We start from the raw sequence: 15764 nt of genomic DNA on the forward strand, positions 1-15764 counted from the left end.
AGGTGCGGGGTTTTTTGCTTTGTGCGTCAGAAATCATGCCGAGTGGCTTTGTAGGCCCGGTAAGCGCAGCGCCATCGGGCAAGTGAAACCGCACCCATCCCCTCCTTGAAACTTTCTCACCTTCTGCTTGCAGACTCGACATTCAAACCATTTCTCGGTATCGTTAGCTGTCTGGATGTCTAAACGTTTATACGTATGCTGTGAGGATATAAAGTTATGCCGATTCGGGTGCAGGACGAGCTACCAGCCGTCAATTTCTTGCGTGAAGAAAACGTCTTCGTCATGACGGCTTCGCGTGCGACAGGTCAGGAAATTCGCCCGCTGAAGGTGCTTATTCTCAATCTGATGCCAAAAAAGATCGAAACAGAAAACCAGTTCCTGCGTCTTCTGTCGAACTCCCCTCTGCAGGTTGATATTCAGCTGCTGCGAATCGATGCCCGTGAGTCACGTAACACGCCTTCTGAGCATCTGAACAACTTCTACTGTAACTTCGATGATATTCAGGGGGAAAACTTCGACGGACTGATCGTGACCGGCGCGCCGCTCGGTCTGGTTGAATTTAATGATGTCGCCTATTGGCCGCAGATCAAACAGGTTCTGGAGTGGGCAAAAGATCACGTCACGTCCACATTGTTTGTCTGTTGGGCGGTACAAGCCGCGCTGAATATTCTTTATGGCATCCCCAAGCAAACCCGCACTGAAAAGCTCTCCGGCGTCTACGAACACCACATTCTTCACCCGCACGCTTTGCTGACGCGTGGTTTCGATGACTCTTTCCTGGCCCCGCATTCTCGCTACGCCGATTTCCCGGCCCAGCTGATTCGTGATTACACCGATCTGGAGATCCTGGCCGAAACGGAAGATGGAGATGCTTATCTGTTTGCCAGCAAAGATAAACGCATTGCATTCGTGACCGGGCATCCTGAGTACGATCCGCATACCCTTGCGTCAGAGTATTTCCGTGATGTCGAAGCGGGTCTAAATCCGGATGTACCGTACAACTATTTCCCGAAAGACGACCCGCAAAACAAACCGAGAGCAACCTGGCGCAGCCACGGGAATTTGCTTTTCACTAACTGGCTCAACTATTACGTCTACCAGATAACGCCATACGATCTGCGTCACATGAATCCGACGCTGGAGTAATCTTCTGCACTAAACGATCCTAAAGCGTTTCAGCTATTCAAATCAGGCACCTTCGGGTGCCTTTTTTATTTCCGAAATGTCACTCACCGTTCAATTAAACTTTAATCTCAATAAAATCAATTAATTAATTGCAATTATTAATTAAAATGGAAATTGTTTTTGATTTTAGAAAAAATATAGATAGTCTTAATTCTGCTGAGCGAAAACTACCCAACGATCTTTCGTTCGCATCGGGGGCGTGATTTTGGATCTTTGATGAGGAGCAGAGTAATGACTCAACAGGCAACGACGGTCGATGAACTGGCCTTTACCCAGCCGTATGGCGAGCAAGAACGGCAGGTTTTGACGGCGGAAGCGGTAGAATTTCTGACTGAACTGGTGACTCGCTTTACGCCGCAGCGTAATAAGCTGCTGGCGGCACGCATTCATCAGCAGCAGGAAATTGACGATGGCAAGTTGCCTGGCTTCATTTCGGAAACCGCTTCCATTCGTCGCAGTGAGTGGAAAATCCGCGGCATCCCTGAAGATTTACAGGATCGTCGCGTTGAGATCACCGGTCCGGTAGAGCGCAAAATGGTGATCAACGCCATGAACGCCAACGTTAAAGTCTTTATGGCCGATTTTGAAGACTCACTGGCGCCGGACTGGCGTAAGGTCATCGAGGGGCAGATCAACCTGCGCGACGCCGTGAACGGCACCATCAGCTATACCAACGAAGCCGGCAAAATTTACCAGCTCAAACCGAACCCGGCGGTGCTGATCTGTCGCGTACGCGGCCTGCACCTGCCTGAAAAACATGTCACCTGGCGTGGGGAAGCCATTCCGGGCAGCCTGTTTGATTTCGCGCTCTATTTCTTCCACAACTACAAGAATCTGCTGGCAAAAGGCAGCGGCCCTTATTTCTATCTGCCAAAAACGCAGGCCTGGCAGGAAGCGGCCTGGTGGAGCGAGGTCTTCAGCTACGCGGAAGATCGTTTCAATCTGCCGCGCGGTACCATCAAGGCCACCCTGCTGATTGAAACGCTGCCTGCCGTGTTCCAGATGAATGAAATTCTGCACGCCCTGCGCGACCACATCGTCGGCCTGAACTGCGGACGCTGGGACTATATTTTCAGCTACATCAAAACCCTGAAAAACTATCCCGATCGCGTGCTGCCGGATCGCCAGGTCGTGACCATGGATAAACCGTTCCTGAGCGCCTACTCGCGTCTGCTGATCAAAACCTGCCACAAGCGCGGCGCCTTTGCGATGGGCGGCATGGCGGCTTTTATCCCGAGCAAAGACGCAGAGCGGAACAATCAGGTGCTCAACAAGGTGAAAGCCGATAAAGAGCTTGAAGCCCGTAACGGTCACGACGGCACGTGGATTGCCCATCCCGGCCTGGCCGATACGGCGATGGAGGTCTTCAACCGCGTTCTCGGCGACAATAAAAATCAGCTGTTCGTCACGCGTGAAGACGATGCCCCAACGGCTGAAGAACAGCTGCTGGCACCGTGCGCGGGCGAGCGTACGGAAGAGGGCATGCGTGCCAATATCCGCGTCGCGGTCCAGTACATCGAAGCGTGGATCTCCGGCAACGGCTGTGTACCTATCTACGGCCTGATGGAAGATGCCGCGACGGCGGAGATCTCACGTACCTCCATCTGGCAGTGGATCCACCATCAAAAAACGCTCAGCAACGGTAAGCCGGTGACCAAATCTCTGTTCCGCCAGATGCTGGCCGAAGAGATGCGGGTGATCCAGGACGAGCTGGGCGAACACCGCTTCAGCAGCGGACGTTTTGACGACGCTGCGCGCCTGATGGAGCAAATCACCACATCAGATGACTTAATCGACTTCCTGACCCTGCCGGGCTACCGCTTCCTGGCGTAACTCACCACATAACAATATGGAGCATCTGCACATGAAAACCCGTACCCAACAAATCGAAGAGTTAAAGAAAGAGTGGACACAACCTCGCTGGGAAGGCATCCGCCGTCCTTACAGCGCGGAGGAAGTGGTGAAATTACGCGGCTCGGTCAATCCGGAATGCACGCTGGCACAGAACGGTGCGGCGAAAATGTGGAAGCTGCTGCACGGTGGCTCTAAAAAGGGCTACATCAACAGCCTCGGCGCGCTGACCGGCGGTCAGGCGCTGCAGCAGGCGAAGGCCGGTATTGAGGCGATTTACCTCTCCGGCTGGCAGGTCGCGGCGGACGCCAACCTGGCATCCAGCATGTACCCGGATCAGTCGCTCTATCCGGCTAACTCCGTGCCGTCGGTGGTGGATCGGATCAACAACACCTTCCGCCGTGCGGATCAGATCCAGTGGGCCGCAGGTATCGAACCTGGCGATCCGCGCTTTACTGACTACTTCCTGCCGATCGTCGCGGATGCGGAAGCAGGCTTCGGCGGCGTGCTGAACGCCTTCGAGCTGATGAAATCGATGATTGAGGCCGGTGCAGCGGCCGTTCACTTCGAAGATCAGCTGGCGTCAGTGAAGAAATGCGGGCACATGGGCGGTAAGGTGCTCGTTCCGACTCAGGAAGCGATTCAGAAGCTGGTTGCCGCGCGTCTGGCTGCTGACGTGCTCGGCGTGCCAACGCTGGTCATTGCCCGTACCGATGCGGACGCGGCGGACCTGATCACCTCTGACTGCGACCCGTACGACAGCGAATTCATCACCGGCGAGCGTACCAGCGAAGGCTTCTACCGCACCCATGCCGGCATTGAACAGGCGATCAGCCGCGGCCTGGCGTATGCGCCGTACGCGGACCTGGTCTGGTGTGAAACCTCCACGCCGGATCTGGCGCTGGCAAAACGCTTTGCCGACGCCATTCACGCGAAATACCCGGGCAAGCTGCTGGCCTATAACTGCTCGCCGTCATTCAACTGGCAGAAAAAGCTGGATGACAAAACCATCGCCAGCTTCCAGCAGCAGCTGTCCGACATGGGCTACAAATACCAGTTCATTACCCTGGCCGGTATCCACAGCATGTGGTTCAACATGTTCGACCTGGCGCACGCCTATGCGCAGGGTGAGGGCATGAAGCACTACGTTGAGAAGGTGCAGCAGCCGGAATTTGCCGCGGGCAAAGACGGTTACACCTTCGTGTCTCACCAGCAGGAGGTGGGGACCGGCTACTTTGACAATGTGACCACGATTATTCAGGGCGGCACCTCCTCCGTCACTGCCTTAACGGGTTCAACGGAAGAAGCACAGTTCTAAACTTTTCCCCCTCTCCCCTCTCGGGGAGAGGGTTGGGGTGAGGGGGAATATATGTCGCGTGGCCTGGAATTGCTGATTGCCCAAACTATTTTGCAGGGCTTCGATGCCCAGTATGGTCGTTTTCTTGAAGTGACATCCGGCGCGCAGCAGCGCTTCGAACATGCAGACTGGCATGCGGTTCAGCAGGCCATGAAGCAGCGTATCCATCTCTATGACCACCACGTGGGTCTGGTGGTGGAGCAGCTGCGCTGTATTACCGACGGTAAAAGCCCGGACGCGGAATTTTTACTGCGCGTGAAGGAGCACTACACCCATTTGTTACCCGATTACCCGCGCTTCGAGATTGCGGAGAGCTTTTTCAACTCCGTCTATTGCCGGTTATTTGACCACCGCTCACTATCTCCTGAGCGGTTATTTATCTTCAGCTCTCAGCCAGAGCGGCGCTTTCGAACCATTCCCCGTCCGCTGGCGAAAGATTTCTTTCCCGATCGCGGATGGGAAAAACTCCTGCACCGAGTGCTAACGGATTTGCCGCTGCGCCTGCCCTGGGAGAATAAAACCCGGGATATCGGTTATATCCACGCGTATCTCAACGAAACCTTCTGCGCGGAGGTGCTTAGCCATAGCCATTTGCAGGTGGCCAACGAGCTTTTCTACCGCAATAAAGCCGCCTGGCTGGTCGGCAAGCTGGTTACGCCGACCGCCATTGTGCCGTTTCTGCTGCCCATTCACCGTACCGACGACGGGGAACTGTTTGTCGATACCTGCCTGACCACCAGCGCCGAGGCCAGCATCGTGTTTGGCTTCGCCCGCTCCTATTTCATGGTGTACGCCCCGCTGCCTGCCGCGCTGGTGGAGTGGCTGCGCGAAATCCTGCCGGGCAAAACCACCGCCGAACTGTATATGGCCATTGGCTGCCAGAAGCACGCCAAAACGGAAAGCTACCGGGAGTACCTGCGCTATGTCACCGCCGCCGATGAGCAGTTTATCGAAGCGCCCGGCATTCGCGGTATGGTGATGCTGGTCTTTACGCTGCCGGGTTTCGACCGGGTCTTTAAGGTGATTAAAGACAGATTCGCGCCGCAGAAAGAGATGACCGCCGCGCACGTTCGCGCCTGCTATCAGCTGGTCAAAGAGCACGACCGCGTCGGGCGCATGGCGGATACCCAGGAGTTCGAAAACTTTGTGCTGGATAAACAGCAGATCGACCCGGCGCTCATGGCGCTGTTAATGCAGGAAGCGCCCGCGAAAATCACCGATCTGGGTGACAAAATTGTGATTAGCCATCTCTACATTGAGCGCCGCATGGTGCCGCTGAATATCTGGCTTGAGCAGTCCGAAGGTCAGGCACTGCGGGATGCCATTGAAGAATACGGCAACGCGATTCGCCAGCTTGCCGCCGCCAATATTTTCCCGGGCGACATGCTGTTTAAAAACTTCGGCGTCACCCGTCACGGGCGGGTAGTGTTCTACGATTACGACGAAATTTGCTACATGACCGAGGTGAACTTCCGCGATATACCACCGCCCCGCTACCCGGAAGATGAGCTTTCCGGCGAGCCGTGGTACAGCGTCTCGCCGGGCGATGTGTTTCCGGAGGAGTTTCGCCACTGGCTGTGCGCCGACCCGCGCATCGGGCCGCTATTCGAAGAAATGCATGAGGATCTATTCCGCGCCAGCTACTGGCGCGGACTGCAAACGCGGATCAAAAACGGGCATGTGGAAGATGTGTACGCTTACCGCCGCAAGCAGAGGTTTTGCATTAGGTTTGCACCCTCTCTCGCAGGATGAGGGCATCATGTTTTCTCCCTCTCCCTGTGGGAGAGGGCCGGGGTGAGGGCATCAGGCCGCAGTGCAACCCCATCGCCCGGTGGCGCTGCGCTTGGGCCTTCGGTTCGAGTGTTCGCCGGAACCCAACTTAACGAATCCCACCATACGCCAGCGTCACCTCTTTCGCCGCCTTAATCACCAGCGCGCCCAGCTCGGTCACGCGGTCGTCGGTCATCCGCGAAATCGGACCGGAGATGGAGATGGCGGCAAACGGCTCGCGGTGCTCGTCAAAAATGCAGGACGCGAGGCAGCGCAGGCCCAGGGCATGTTCTTCATCATCAAACGAATAGCCGCGCTTGCGGGTCAGGGCCAGATCTTCTTTCAGATGCACGGGCGACACCAGCGTGGCGTGAGTATAGGCGTGCAGCCCTTTACGGTGCAGCAGTCCCGTCACCTGCTCTTCGCTTAGCTGCGAGAGAAACGCTTTCCCCGCCCCGGAGGCGTGCATCGGCAGCTTGCCGCCAATCGGTGCGGACATACGCATCAGCTGCGTACACTGAACCTGGTCGATGATAATCGCCTGATGATCGCTTTGGTCCAGCACCGCCAGGTTGACCGTCTCGCCGGACTCCTCCATCAGCTTGCGCAGAATCGGGTGCACAATCGCCAGCAGGTTGCGGCTCTGCAGGAAGCTGCTGCCGACGATAAACGCATGCGCGCCCACCGCCCAGTGCCCCAGCTCGCCGACCTGGCGGACAAAGCCCAGCTGCTGCATGGTGGTCAGCAGGCGATGCGTCGTGGAGTTCGGCAGGCCAGCCTGCTGGGCAAGCTCCGTCAGGGCCACGCTGCCGTGCGACTCGGCTATCCACTCCAGCAGCTTCAAACCGCGCGTGAGCGATTGAACCTGTCCGCCCTGTTGTGCGGCGGCGGCGGTGGCAGCAGGTTTTCTGCCGCGTTTAGCGGGAACGGTCGCGACCATGACGATCTCCTTTTTCTGTATCGTGGAAATCATTTTCGTTTTATTTGGTGAATTTGCAACCGTTATCCTGACTGATCGGAGGAGTGATGGTGAACATGTCTCATGTTACCGCTGTGCGGCTTTTCGACCCTGCGAGATTGTGCCAGTATGGAACGCAGCCTTTTGGCCTTGTTGAGCGTTGTCGGGAGCAAGTGTGAGCAGCAAAGTAGAGCAACTGCGTGCGCAGTTAAATGAACGAATTCTGGTGCTGGACGGCGGCATGGGCACCATGATCCAGGGCTATCGTCTGAGTGAAGACGATTTCCGCGGCGAGCGCTTTGCCGACTGGCCCTGCGACCTCAAAGGTAACAACGACCTGCTGGTGCTCAGCAAGCCGTCCGTTATTAAGGATATCCACAACGCCTACTTCGAAGCGGGTGCGGATATCGTTGAAACCAACACATTCAACTCGACAACCATCGCCATGGCGGATTACCAGATGGAATCCCTGTCGGCGGAAATCAACCTGGAAGCCGCGAAGCTGGCGCGCGCCTGCGCCGACGAGTGGACGGCCCGCACGCCGGAAAAGCCTCGCTACGTTGCCGGGGTGCTTGGCCCTACGAACCGCACCGCGTCGATTTCACCGGACGTCAACGACCCGGCGTTTCGTAATATCACCTTCGATCAGCTGGTCGCGGCCTACCGTGAATCGACCAAAGCGCTGGTGGAAGGCGGTTCCGATCTGATCCTGATTGAAACCGTATTCGACACCCTAAACGCCAAAGCCGCGATTTACGCGGTGAAAGAGGAGTTTGAGGCGCTGGGCGTTGACCTGCCGATCATGATTTCCGGCACCATCACCGACGCCTCCGGCCGTACCCTGTCCGGTCAGACAACCGAAGCGTTTTATAACTCCCTGCGTCACGCCGAAGCGCTCTCCTTTGGCCTGAACTGCGCGCTGGGGCCGGATGAACTGCGCCAGTACGTACAGGAGCTTTCCCGTATCGCGGAATGTTACGTCACCGCCCACCCGAACGCCGGTCTGCCGAACGCGTTCGGTGAATACGATCTCGATGCCGACACCATGGCGGCGCAAATCCGCGAGTGGGCCGAGTCTGGCTTCCTGAACATCGTCGGTGGCTGCTGCGGCACCACGCCGGAGCACATCGCGGCCATGAGCAACGCCGTGGCCGGGCTGCCGCCGCGCAGGCTGCCCGAGCTTCCGGTTGCCTGTCGTCTGTCCGGCCTTGAGCCGTTGACCATCGGCGACGACAGCCTGTTTGTGAACGTGGGTGAGCGTACTAACGTCACCGGTTCTGCAAAGTTCAAGCGCCTGATCAAAGAAGAGAAATACAGCGAAGCGCTGGACGTTGCCCGCCAGCAGGTGGAAAGCGGCGCGCAGATTATCGATATCAACATGGACGAGGGGATGCTCGACGCCGAAGCGGCGATGGTGCGTTTCCTCAACCTGATCGCCGGTGAGCCGGACATCGCCCGCGTGCCGATCATGATTGACTCCTCCAAGTGGGAGGTCATCGAAAAAGGGCTGAAGTGCATTCAGGGTAAAGGCATCGTCAACTCTATCTCGATGAAAGAGGGCGTTGATATCTTTATCCACCACGCGAAGATGGTCCGCCGCTACGGTGCCGCCGTGGTGGTGATGGCCTTTGACGAAGTGGGCCAGGCCGATACCCGCGAGCGCAAAATTGAGATATGCCGCCGCGCGTACAAGATTTTGACCCAAGAGGTGGGCTTCCCGCCGGAAGACATTATCTTTGACCCAAATATCTTCGCCGTCGCGACCGGTATTGAAGAGCACAACAACTATGCCCAGGACTTTATCGGGGCATGTGAGGACATCAAGCGCGAGCTGCCGCACGCGCTGATCTCCGGCGGCGTGTCGAACGTGTCGTTCTCGTTCCGCGGTAACGACCCGGTGCGCGAAGCGATCCACGCCGTGTTCCTCTACTACGCCATCCGCAACGGCATGGACATGGGGATCGTTAACGCCGGCCAGCTGGCGATTTACGACGACCTCCCTGCCGAGCTGCGCGACGCCGTAGAGGACGTAATTCTTAACCGCCGCGACGACGCCACCGAGCGCATGCTGGACCTGGCGGAGAAATACCGCGGCAGCAAATCGGATGAGGCGGCAAACGTTCAGCAGGCCGAGTGGCGTTCCTGGGACGTGAAAAAGCGTCTGGAATACTCGCTGGTAAAAGGCATCACCGAATTTATCGAGCTCGATACCGAAGAGGCGCGCCAGCAGGCAGACCGCCCGATTGAGGTGATCGAAGGCCCGCTGATGGACGGCATGAACGTGGTCGGCGATCTGTTCGGTGAGGGCAAAATGTTCCTGCCGCAGGTGGTGAAATCCGCCCGCGTGATGAAGCAGGCGGTAGCGTATCTTGAGCCCTACATCGAAGCCAGCAAAGAGAAAGGTTCCAGCAACGGCAAGATGGTTATCGCCACCGTGAAGGGCGACGTGCACGACATCGGCAAGAACATCGTCGGCGTAGTGCTGCAGTGTAATAACTACGAAATTATCGACCTCGGCGTGATGGTCCCGGCGGACAAAATCCTCAAGACCGCGCGCGAAGTGAACGCCGACCTGATTGGCCTCTCCGGCCTGATTACGCCGTCGCTCGACGAAATGGTCAACGTGGCAAAAGAGATGGAGCGGCAGGGCTTCACCATTCCGCTATTGATTGGCGGGGCGACCACCTCGAAAGCGCACACGGCGGTGAAAATCGAGCAGAACTACAGTGGCCCGACGGTGTACGTGCAGAACGCCTCGCGCACCGTGGGCGTGGTCTCCGCGCTGCTCTCCGACACCCAGCGCGACGATTTTGTGGCGCGCACCCGCAAAGAGTACGAAACCGTTCGCATCCAGCACGGCCGTAAGAAGCCGCGCACCCCGCCTGTTTCGCTTCAGGCGGCGCGCGACAACGATCTGGCCTTCGACTGGTCCAGCTACACGCCACCGGTGGCACATCGTCTGGGCGTGCAGGACGTGACGGCCAGCATCGAGACGCTGCGTAACTACATCGACTGGACGCCGTTCTTTATGACCTGGTCGCTGGCGGGCAAATATCCGCGCATCCTGGAAGATGAGGTGGTCGGGGAGGAGGCGAAGCGCCTGTTTAAAGATGCCAACGACATGCTCGACACGCTGAGCGCAGAGAAAAGCCTCAACCCGCGAGGCGTGGTGGGCCTGTTCCCGGCGAACCGCGTGGGCGACGACATCGAAATTTATCGCGATGAAACCCGCACCCACGTGCTGGCGGTCAGCCGCCATCTGCGCCAGCAAACGGAGAAAGTGGGCTTTGCCAACTACTGCCTGGCCGATTTCGTCGCGCCGAAGCTGAGTGGTAAAGCCGACTATATCGGCGCCTTTGCGGTGACCGGCGGTCTGGAAGAAGACGCGCTGGCGGACGCGTTCGAAGCGCAGCACGATGATTACAATAAAATCATGGTGAAAGCGATTGCCGACCGCCTGGCGGAAGCCTTTGCCGAGTATCTCCACGAGCGCGTACGTAAGGTGCACTGGGGCTACGCGGCGAATGAAAACCTCAGCAATGAGGATCTGATCCGCGAAAACTACCAGGGGATTCGCCCGGCGCCGGGCTATCCGGCCTGTCCGGAGCACACCGAAAAAGGCACTATCTGGAAACTGCTGGATGTGGAAGCCCATACCGGCATGAAGCTCACCGAGTCGTTCGCCATGTGGCCAGGCGCGTCCGTCTCAGGCTGGTACTTCAGCCATCCGGACAGCAAGTACTTTGCCGTGGCGCAGCTGCAGCGGGATCAGATTGAAGATTACGCCCTGCGCAAAGGGATGAGCGTGTCTGAAGTGGAGCGCTGGCTGGCGCCAAATCTCGGCTACGACGCCGACTAAAATCACTTTTCCTTACAACAAACAGGGCGCTCATTGGGCGCCCTGTCTCTTTCTTACGTTTAAACCCTTATACTGGAAGAAGGTTCTTATCTTTTGCCCGGTGGCGCTGCGCTTACCGGACCTGCGCGTAGGCCGGATAAGGCGTAGCCGCCATCCGGCAAGACAATGCGCAACAAACCTCAGGAAAACACATAACGATAAGGAGGAAAAACTTCCGTGCTGACGTTGTTACACCTGCTCTCTGCAGTCGCACTGCTCGTATGGGGCACCCATATCGTCCGTACCGGCGTGATGCGCGTATTTGGCGCGCGCTTACGTACCGTTCTCAGCAGCAGCGTTGAGAAGAAGCCGCTCGCCTTCTGCGCGGGCATTGGCGTAACGGCGCTGGTTCAGAGCAGTAACGCCACGACCCTGCTTGTCACCTCCTTTGTGGCGCAGGATCTGGTGGCGCTGGCCCCGGCGCTGGTGATTGTGCTGGGGGCGGATGTAGGTACCGCGCTGATGGCGCGTATCCTGACCTTCGATCTCTCCTGGCTGTCGCCGCTGCTGATTTTTATCGGCGTCATCTTCTTCCTCGGCCGCAAGCAGACGCGCGCCGGACAGCTCGGGCGCGTAGGTATTGGCCTCGGGCTGATCCTGCTGGCGCTGGAGCTGATTGTGCAGGCGGTCACGCCAATCACCGAGGCCAACGGCGTGCAGGTCATCTTCGCTTCCCTGACCGGGGACATTATGCTTGACGCGCTGATTGGCGCGGTGTTTGCCATCGTCAGCTACTCCAGCCTGGCGGCGGTTCTTCTGACGGCGACCTTAACCGCCACAGGGGCGATCTCCTTCCCGGTGGCGCTGTGTCTGGTGATCGGGGCCAACCTCGGCTCCGGCCTGCTGGCGATGCTCAATAACAGCGCGGCCAACGCCGCAGCCCGCCGCGTGGCCCTCGGCAGCCTGCTGTTTAAGCTGGTGGGCAGCCTGATTATTCTGCCGTTCGTTCACCCGCTGGCGAACCTGATGGACAACCTACCGCTGCCGAAGGCGGAGCTGGTGATCTATTTCCACGTGTTCTACAACCTGGTGCGCTGCCTGGCGATGGTGCCGTTTGCCGCGCCGATGGCCCGCTTCTGCGAACGCCTCATTCAGGACGAACCGGAGCTGGATGCGCGCCTGAAGCCGAAGCACCTGGATACCTCCGCACTGGATACCCCGGCGCTGGCGCTGGCGAACGCCGCGCGCGAGACGCTGCGCATGGGCGACGCAATGGAAACCATGCTCGAAGGCCTGCAAAAGGTGATGCACGGCGAGCCGCGTGAAGAGAAAGAACTGCGCAGACTGGCGGACGATATCAACGTGCTCTATACCGCCATTAAGCTTTACCTGGCGCGTATGCCGCAGGACGAGCTGGCGGAGGAGGAGTCCCGCCGCTGGGCGGAAATTATCGAGATGTCGCTTAACCTTGAGCAGGCCTCGGATATCGTGGAGCGTATGGGCAGCGAGATCGCCGACAAATCCCTTGCCGCGCGCCGTGCGTTTTCAGGTGAAGGCCTGAAGGAGCTGGAAGCGCTGCACGAACAGCTGGTCAGCAACCTCAAGCTGGCGATGCTGGTCTTCTTCTCCAGCGACGTGCCGAGCGCGCGCCGCCTGCGTCGCAACAAGCATCGTTTCCGTATTCTGAACCGCCGCTACTCGCATGCCCACGTTGAGCGTCTGCACCAGCAGAACGTGCAGAGTATCGAGACCAGCTCCCTGCATCTGGGGCTGCTGGGGGATATGAAGCGTCTCAACTCGTTGTTCTGCGCGGTGGCGTACAGCGTGATGGAACAGCCGGATGAAGACGACGAGCGGGATGAGTATTAATCTCCGGAGTGTTTGATTGTTAGCCCAAGACCCAATGCTTTCATGACCGCCAGAGTGGTTTTAAGCGTTGGGTTTCCTTTATCACTGAACGATCGATACAGTTGCTCTCGTGATAGGCCAGTTTGCTGTGAAATGGTTGACATTCCTTTCGCGCGCGCGATGACGCCCAGCGCTTTAGCAATATACGCTGAGTCGCCCGTTTCTAAGGCATCAGCCATAAACACGGCGATTTCTTCATCATCCACCAGCGCGTTTTCTGGATCGTAGGATGTTAATTTATGCATGCTCATTCACTCCTGCCATTGGGATACATTGCTCAGCATTTTTGCCATAAGTATGTCTCTGGCCTGGCTGCTTTTGTCACCACCACACAACAGCACGATGATGCAATTCCCTGGTCTTTAAAATAGATTCTGTAGCCCGGACCATAGTGGATCCTCAGCTCACTTATACCTTCTCCAACGGGTTTAATGTCGCCCGCTAAACCATTTGCCAACCGAAAGAGGCGGGAAGCGATAATGGTCTTCGCTCGCCGATCTTTTAAGTTTTGCTCCCAGCGTTGGAAGGATTCTGTCTGAACTATCTCCTTCATATTACTCCATGTGATTTATAAACTACAAATAGTTGTCTCTGGAGAGTAAAGCTAAAAGGAGTTAGCTCAAGGATAAATGGCCTGACGCTAAATCCTGAAAGCGTCTCGCAAACTAAAAAACCCGCTTCAGTTACCGTCAGCTAATCTTTTTTTTCGGCCCATACCTAAGGTATATTTCGCCCTTCACAGGAGAAACTATGCTGCCAACTCAATCAACCCGATTAAACAAATACATTAGCGAGAGCGGGATCTGCTCACGTCGCGAGGCTGACCGTTACATTGAACAGGGTAACGTGTTTCTTAACGGCAAACGCGCCACCATCGGCGACCAGGTGGTCCCTGGCGATGTGGTTAAAGTGAATGGTCAGGTCATCGAACCGCGTGATGCTGAAGACCTGGTGTTTATCGCGTTGAACAAACCGGTTGGGATTGTCAGCACCACGGAAGACGGTGAGCGGGACAACATCGTTGATTTCGTGAACCACAGCAGCCGCATCTTCCCGATTGGCCGTCTGGATAAAGACTCACAGGGGCTGATTTTCCTCACCAACCACGGCGATCTGGTCAACAAAATTCTGCGTGCCGGTAATGACCACGAGAAAGAGTACATTGTGACGGTGAATAAGCCTGTCACGGACGAATTTATTCGCGGCATGGGCGCCGGTGTGCCGATCCTCGGCACCGTCACGAAGAAGTGTAAGGTCAAGAAAGAAGCGCCGTTCGCGTTCCGCATTACGCTGGTTCAGGGCCTGAACCGCCAGATCCGCCGTATGTGCGAGCACTTCGGTTATGAAGTGACGAAGCTGGAACGCACGCGCATCATGAACGTCAGCCTGTCAGGCATCCCGCTGGGCGAGTGGCGCGATTTAACGGATGACGAGCTGATTGAACTCTTCAAGCTTATCGAGAATTCCTCGTCCGAAGCGAAGCCGAAGGCCAAAGCAAAACCGAAAACCCAGGCGATTAAGCGCCCGGTGGTGAAGGCGCCGCAGGCGGAAGATAAGGGGCGAGGCAAGCCGGGTAACGGAAAACGCTTTACCCAGCCGGGGCGCAAAAAGAAAGGGCGCTGATTAGCGCCTTCCACGGGTAGACGTTGTGGCCGACCAGGAAAATGTCGCCTCTGCATCGGGTTTATAAGCCTGCTCTTTTTTCAGCTTGCGGGCTTTTTTCGCCGCGGCGTCACGCTGCGCCATCAGCTTATCGATGTACTCTTTTTTCACCTGATTGGTTTCGGCGTTCGTCAGCGTGCGGCCATGGGCGATACGGGCGCGGTCGAGAAGCGTTTTCAGTTCGCGCTGCTCGGCTTCCGTCATGTCTTTCTGGGTCAAACGTGGTGTAGCCATTGCTGAAGCCTCCTGATAGAGAGGCTTCAGTGTAAAGCAAGCCGCGCAAATTAACCCTGCTTCACCGCATCTTTTTTCGTTTGTTCATCAATCGGTTTGCCGGACCAGTAGCCCGCCAGCAGCGAGCCGGAGAGGTTATGCCAGACGGAGAACAGCGCGCCAGGCAGGGCCGCCAGCGGGGAGAAGTAGATTTTACCGAGCGCCGCCGCCAGGCCGGAGTTCTGCATGCCTACCTCGATTGCCAGCGTGCGGCAGGTCGATTCGTCAAAACCGAACAGCTTCCCGCCCCAGTAGCCGCCCAGCAGGCCAATCGTGTTATGCAGCACCACGGCGATGATCACGACAAAGCCCACGGAGGCAATGTGCGATGCGGAACCCGCCACCACGGCGCTGATGATCGCCAGAATGCAGACCATCGAAAACGCGGGCAGGTACGGCTCAACGGCCTTCACCACGCGCGGGAAAAGATGGTGAATGACCAGCCCCAGCGCAATCGGGATCACCACAATCTGCAGAATGCTGAGCAGCATGCCCATCACGTCCACCTGAATATGCGCGTCCACGTACAGGCGGGTTAACAGCGGTGTGGCAACGACGCCCACCAGCGTCGAAACGGACGAGATCGTGACGGAGAGCGCCACGTCGCCTTTCGCCAGGTAGATCATGACGTTGGACGCCGTGCCGCTGGCCACGCTGCCCACCAGCACCATCCCGGCGGAGAGATCGGGCGGCATCTTAAAGGCCATCGCCAGCAGCCACGCCGCAAGCGGCATTACCAGGTAGTGCAGGAAGATCCCTGCCGCGACGGGCGCAGGGCGAGACAGCACGCGTTTAAAGTCGTCGATTTTCAGATGCACGCCCATACCGAACATGATCAGCATCAGTAGCGTGGCGACCCACGGACCAATGCCCGTGAACGTAGCGGGGGTGTAATACGCGAGTACGGAGAGCAGCAGCGCCCATAACGGGAACAGCCGCGTAACGGCGGATAACATAGTGGA

General features: G+C 57.4%; 11 protein-coding genes and 1 pseudogene. 7 read left to right on the top strand and 5 right to left on the bottom strand.

The genetic code is table 11. The features are described 5' to 3' along the window. Window positions 1-216 precede the first annotated feature (216 nt). The 4 genes from metA (at window position 217) to aceK (ending at window position 6145) form a co-directional block, all read left to right on the top strand. On the top strand, window positions 217-1146 hold the full coding sequence (gene metA, locus UTM25_RS20555; protein WP_024906663.1) for a homoserine O-acetyltransferase MetA: 930 nt from the start codon (window positions 217-219) through the stop codon (window positions 1144-1146). A 270-nt stretch (window positions 1147-1416) separates the two neighbouring features. Further along, window positions 1417-3018: a malate synthase A gene (gene aceB, locus UTM25_RS20560; protein ID WP_194401664.1), complete on the top strand. Its 1602-nt coding sequence runs from the start codon at window positions 1417-1419 to the stop codon at window positions 3016-3018. Between the two features lie 31 nt (window positions 3019-3049). Continuing rightward, window positions 3050-4354, top strand: coding sequence for an isocitrate lyase (aceA, locus tag UTM25_RS20565; protein WP_029742132.1), 1305 nt, complete (start codon window positions 3050-3052; stop codon window positions 4352-4354). 51 nt (window positions 4355-4405) lie between these two features. After that, window positions 4406-6145 (top strand): bifunctional isocitrate dehydrogenase kinase/phosphatase, encoded by a 1740-nt coding sequence (gene aceK / locus UTM25_RS20570; RefSeq protein ID WP_194401663.1) that lies wholly within the window; start codon window positions 4406-4408, stop codon window positions 6143-6145. A 127-nt stretch (window positions 6146-6272) separates the two neighbouring features. Here the strand turns inward: aceK and iclR are convergent, their stop codons facing one another. Further along, on the bottom strand, window positions 6273-7103 hold the full coding sequence (gene iclR, locus UTM25_RS20575; RefSeq protein WP_194401662.1) for a glyoxylate bypass operon transcriptional repressor IclR: 831 nt from the start codon (window positions 7101-7103) through the stop codon (window positions 6273-6275). Between the two features lie 193 nt (window positions 7104-7296). Here iclR and metH point away from each other — a divergent pair, with 193 nt between their 5' ends. Then, window positions 7297-10980, top strand: a complete 3684-nt coding sequence (gene metH, locus UTM25_RS20580; protein WP_194401661.1) for a methionine synthase — start codon at window positions 7297-7299, stop codon at window positions 10978-10980. 216 nt (window positions 10981-11196) lie between these two features. Continuing rightward, window positions 11197-12828: a Na/Pi cotransporter family protein gene (locus UTM25_RS20585; protein ID WP_023309990.1), complete on the top strand. Its 1632-nt coding sequence runs from the start codon at window positions 11197-11199 to the stop codon at window positions 12826-12828. On the opposite strand, the gene UTM25_RS20590 is transcribed toward UTM25_RS20585, so the two are convergent. Further along, on the bottom strand, window positions 12825-13112 hold the full coding sequence (locus UTM25_RS20590; RefSeq protein ID WP_194401660.1) for an addiction module antidote protein: 288 nt from the start codon (window positions 13110-13112) through the stop codon (window positions 12825-12827). The genes UTM25_RS20585 and UTM25_RS20590 overlap by 4 nt on opposite strands. A 6-nt stretch (window positions 13113-13118) precedes the next feature. After that, a pseudogene (locus UTM25_RS20595) lies at window positions 13119-13420 on the bottom strand (type II toxin-antitoxin system RelE/ParE family toxin). A 197-nt stretch (window positions 13421-13617) separates the two neighbouring features. Between UTM25_RS20595 and rluF the strand changes: the two are divergent. Beyond that, the gene (gene rluF / locus UTM25_RS20600) at window positions 13618-14490 is read left to right on the top strand and encodes a 23S rRNA pseudouridine(2604) synthase RluF (protein WP_023309993.1); all 873 of its coding nucleotides are present in this window, start codon (window positions 13618-13620) and stop codon (window positions 14488-14490) included. Here rluF and UTM25_RS20605 read toward each other — a convergent pair whose 3' ends face one another. After that, the gene (locus UTM25_RS20605) at window positions 14491-14763 is read right to left on the bottom strand and encodes a DUF3811 domain-containing protein (protein ID WP_023309994.1); all 273 of its coding nucleotides are present in this window, start codon (window positions 14761-14763) and stop codon (window positions 14491-14493) included. Between the two features lie 50 nt (window positions 14764-14813). Further along, on the bottom strand, window positions 14814-15758 hold the full coding sequence (gene panS, locus UTM25_RS20610; RefSeq protein ID WP_029740629.1) for a ketopantoate/pantoate/pantothenate transporter PanS: 945 nt from the start codon (window positions 15756-15758) through the stop codon (window positions 14814-14816). Window positions 15759-15764 lie beyond the last annotated feature (6 nt).

The sequence above is a fragment of the Enterobacter sp. 61D5 genome (assembly GCF_034107965.1).
In the GTDB taxonomy this organism is placed as follows: Bacteria; Pseudomonadota; Gammaproteobacteria; order Enterobacterales; family Enterobacteriaceae; genus Enterobacter; species Enterobacter cloacae_M.

What these genes read in the sequence shown, in the direction of transcription:
- metA (WP_024906663.1), top strand. Translation starts at nt 217, where the DNA reads ATGCCGATTCGGGTGCAGGACGAGCTACCAGCCGTCAATTTCTTGCGT.
- aceB (WP_194401664.1), top strand. Translation starts at nt 1,417, where the DNA reads ATGACTCAACAGGCAACGACGGTCGATGAACTGGCCTTTACCCAGCCG.
- aceA (WP_029742132.1), top strand. Translation starts at nt 3,050, where the DNA reads ATGAAAACCCGTACCCAACAAATCGAAGAGTTAAAGAAAGAGTGGACA.
- aceK (WP_194401663.1), top strand. Translation starts at nt 4,406, where the DNA reads ATGTCGCGTGGCCTGGAATTGCTGATTGCCCAAACTATTTTGCAGGGC.
- iclR (WP_194401662.1), bottom strand. Translation starts at nt 7,103, where the DNA reads ATGGTCGCGACCGTTCCCGCTAAACGCGGCAGAAAACCTGCTGCCACC.
- UTM25_RS20590 (WP_194401660.1), bottom strand. Translation starts at nt 13,112, where the DNA reads ATGCATAAATTAACATCCTACGATCCAGAAAACGCGCTGGTGGATGAT.
- rluF (WP_023309993.1), top strand. Translation starts at nt 13,618, where the DNA reads ATGCTGCCAACTCAATCAACCCGATTAAACAAATACATTAGCGAGAGC.
- UTM25_RS20605 (WP_023309994.1), bottom strand. Translation starts at nt 14,763, where the DNA reads ATGGCTACACCACGTTTGACCCAGAAAGACATGACGGAAGCCGAGCAG.
- panS (WP_029740629.1), bottom strand. Translation starts at nt 15,758, where the DNA reads ATGTTATCCGCCGTTACGCGGCTGTTCCCGTTATGGGCGCTGCTGCTC.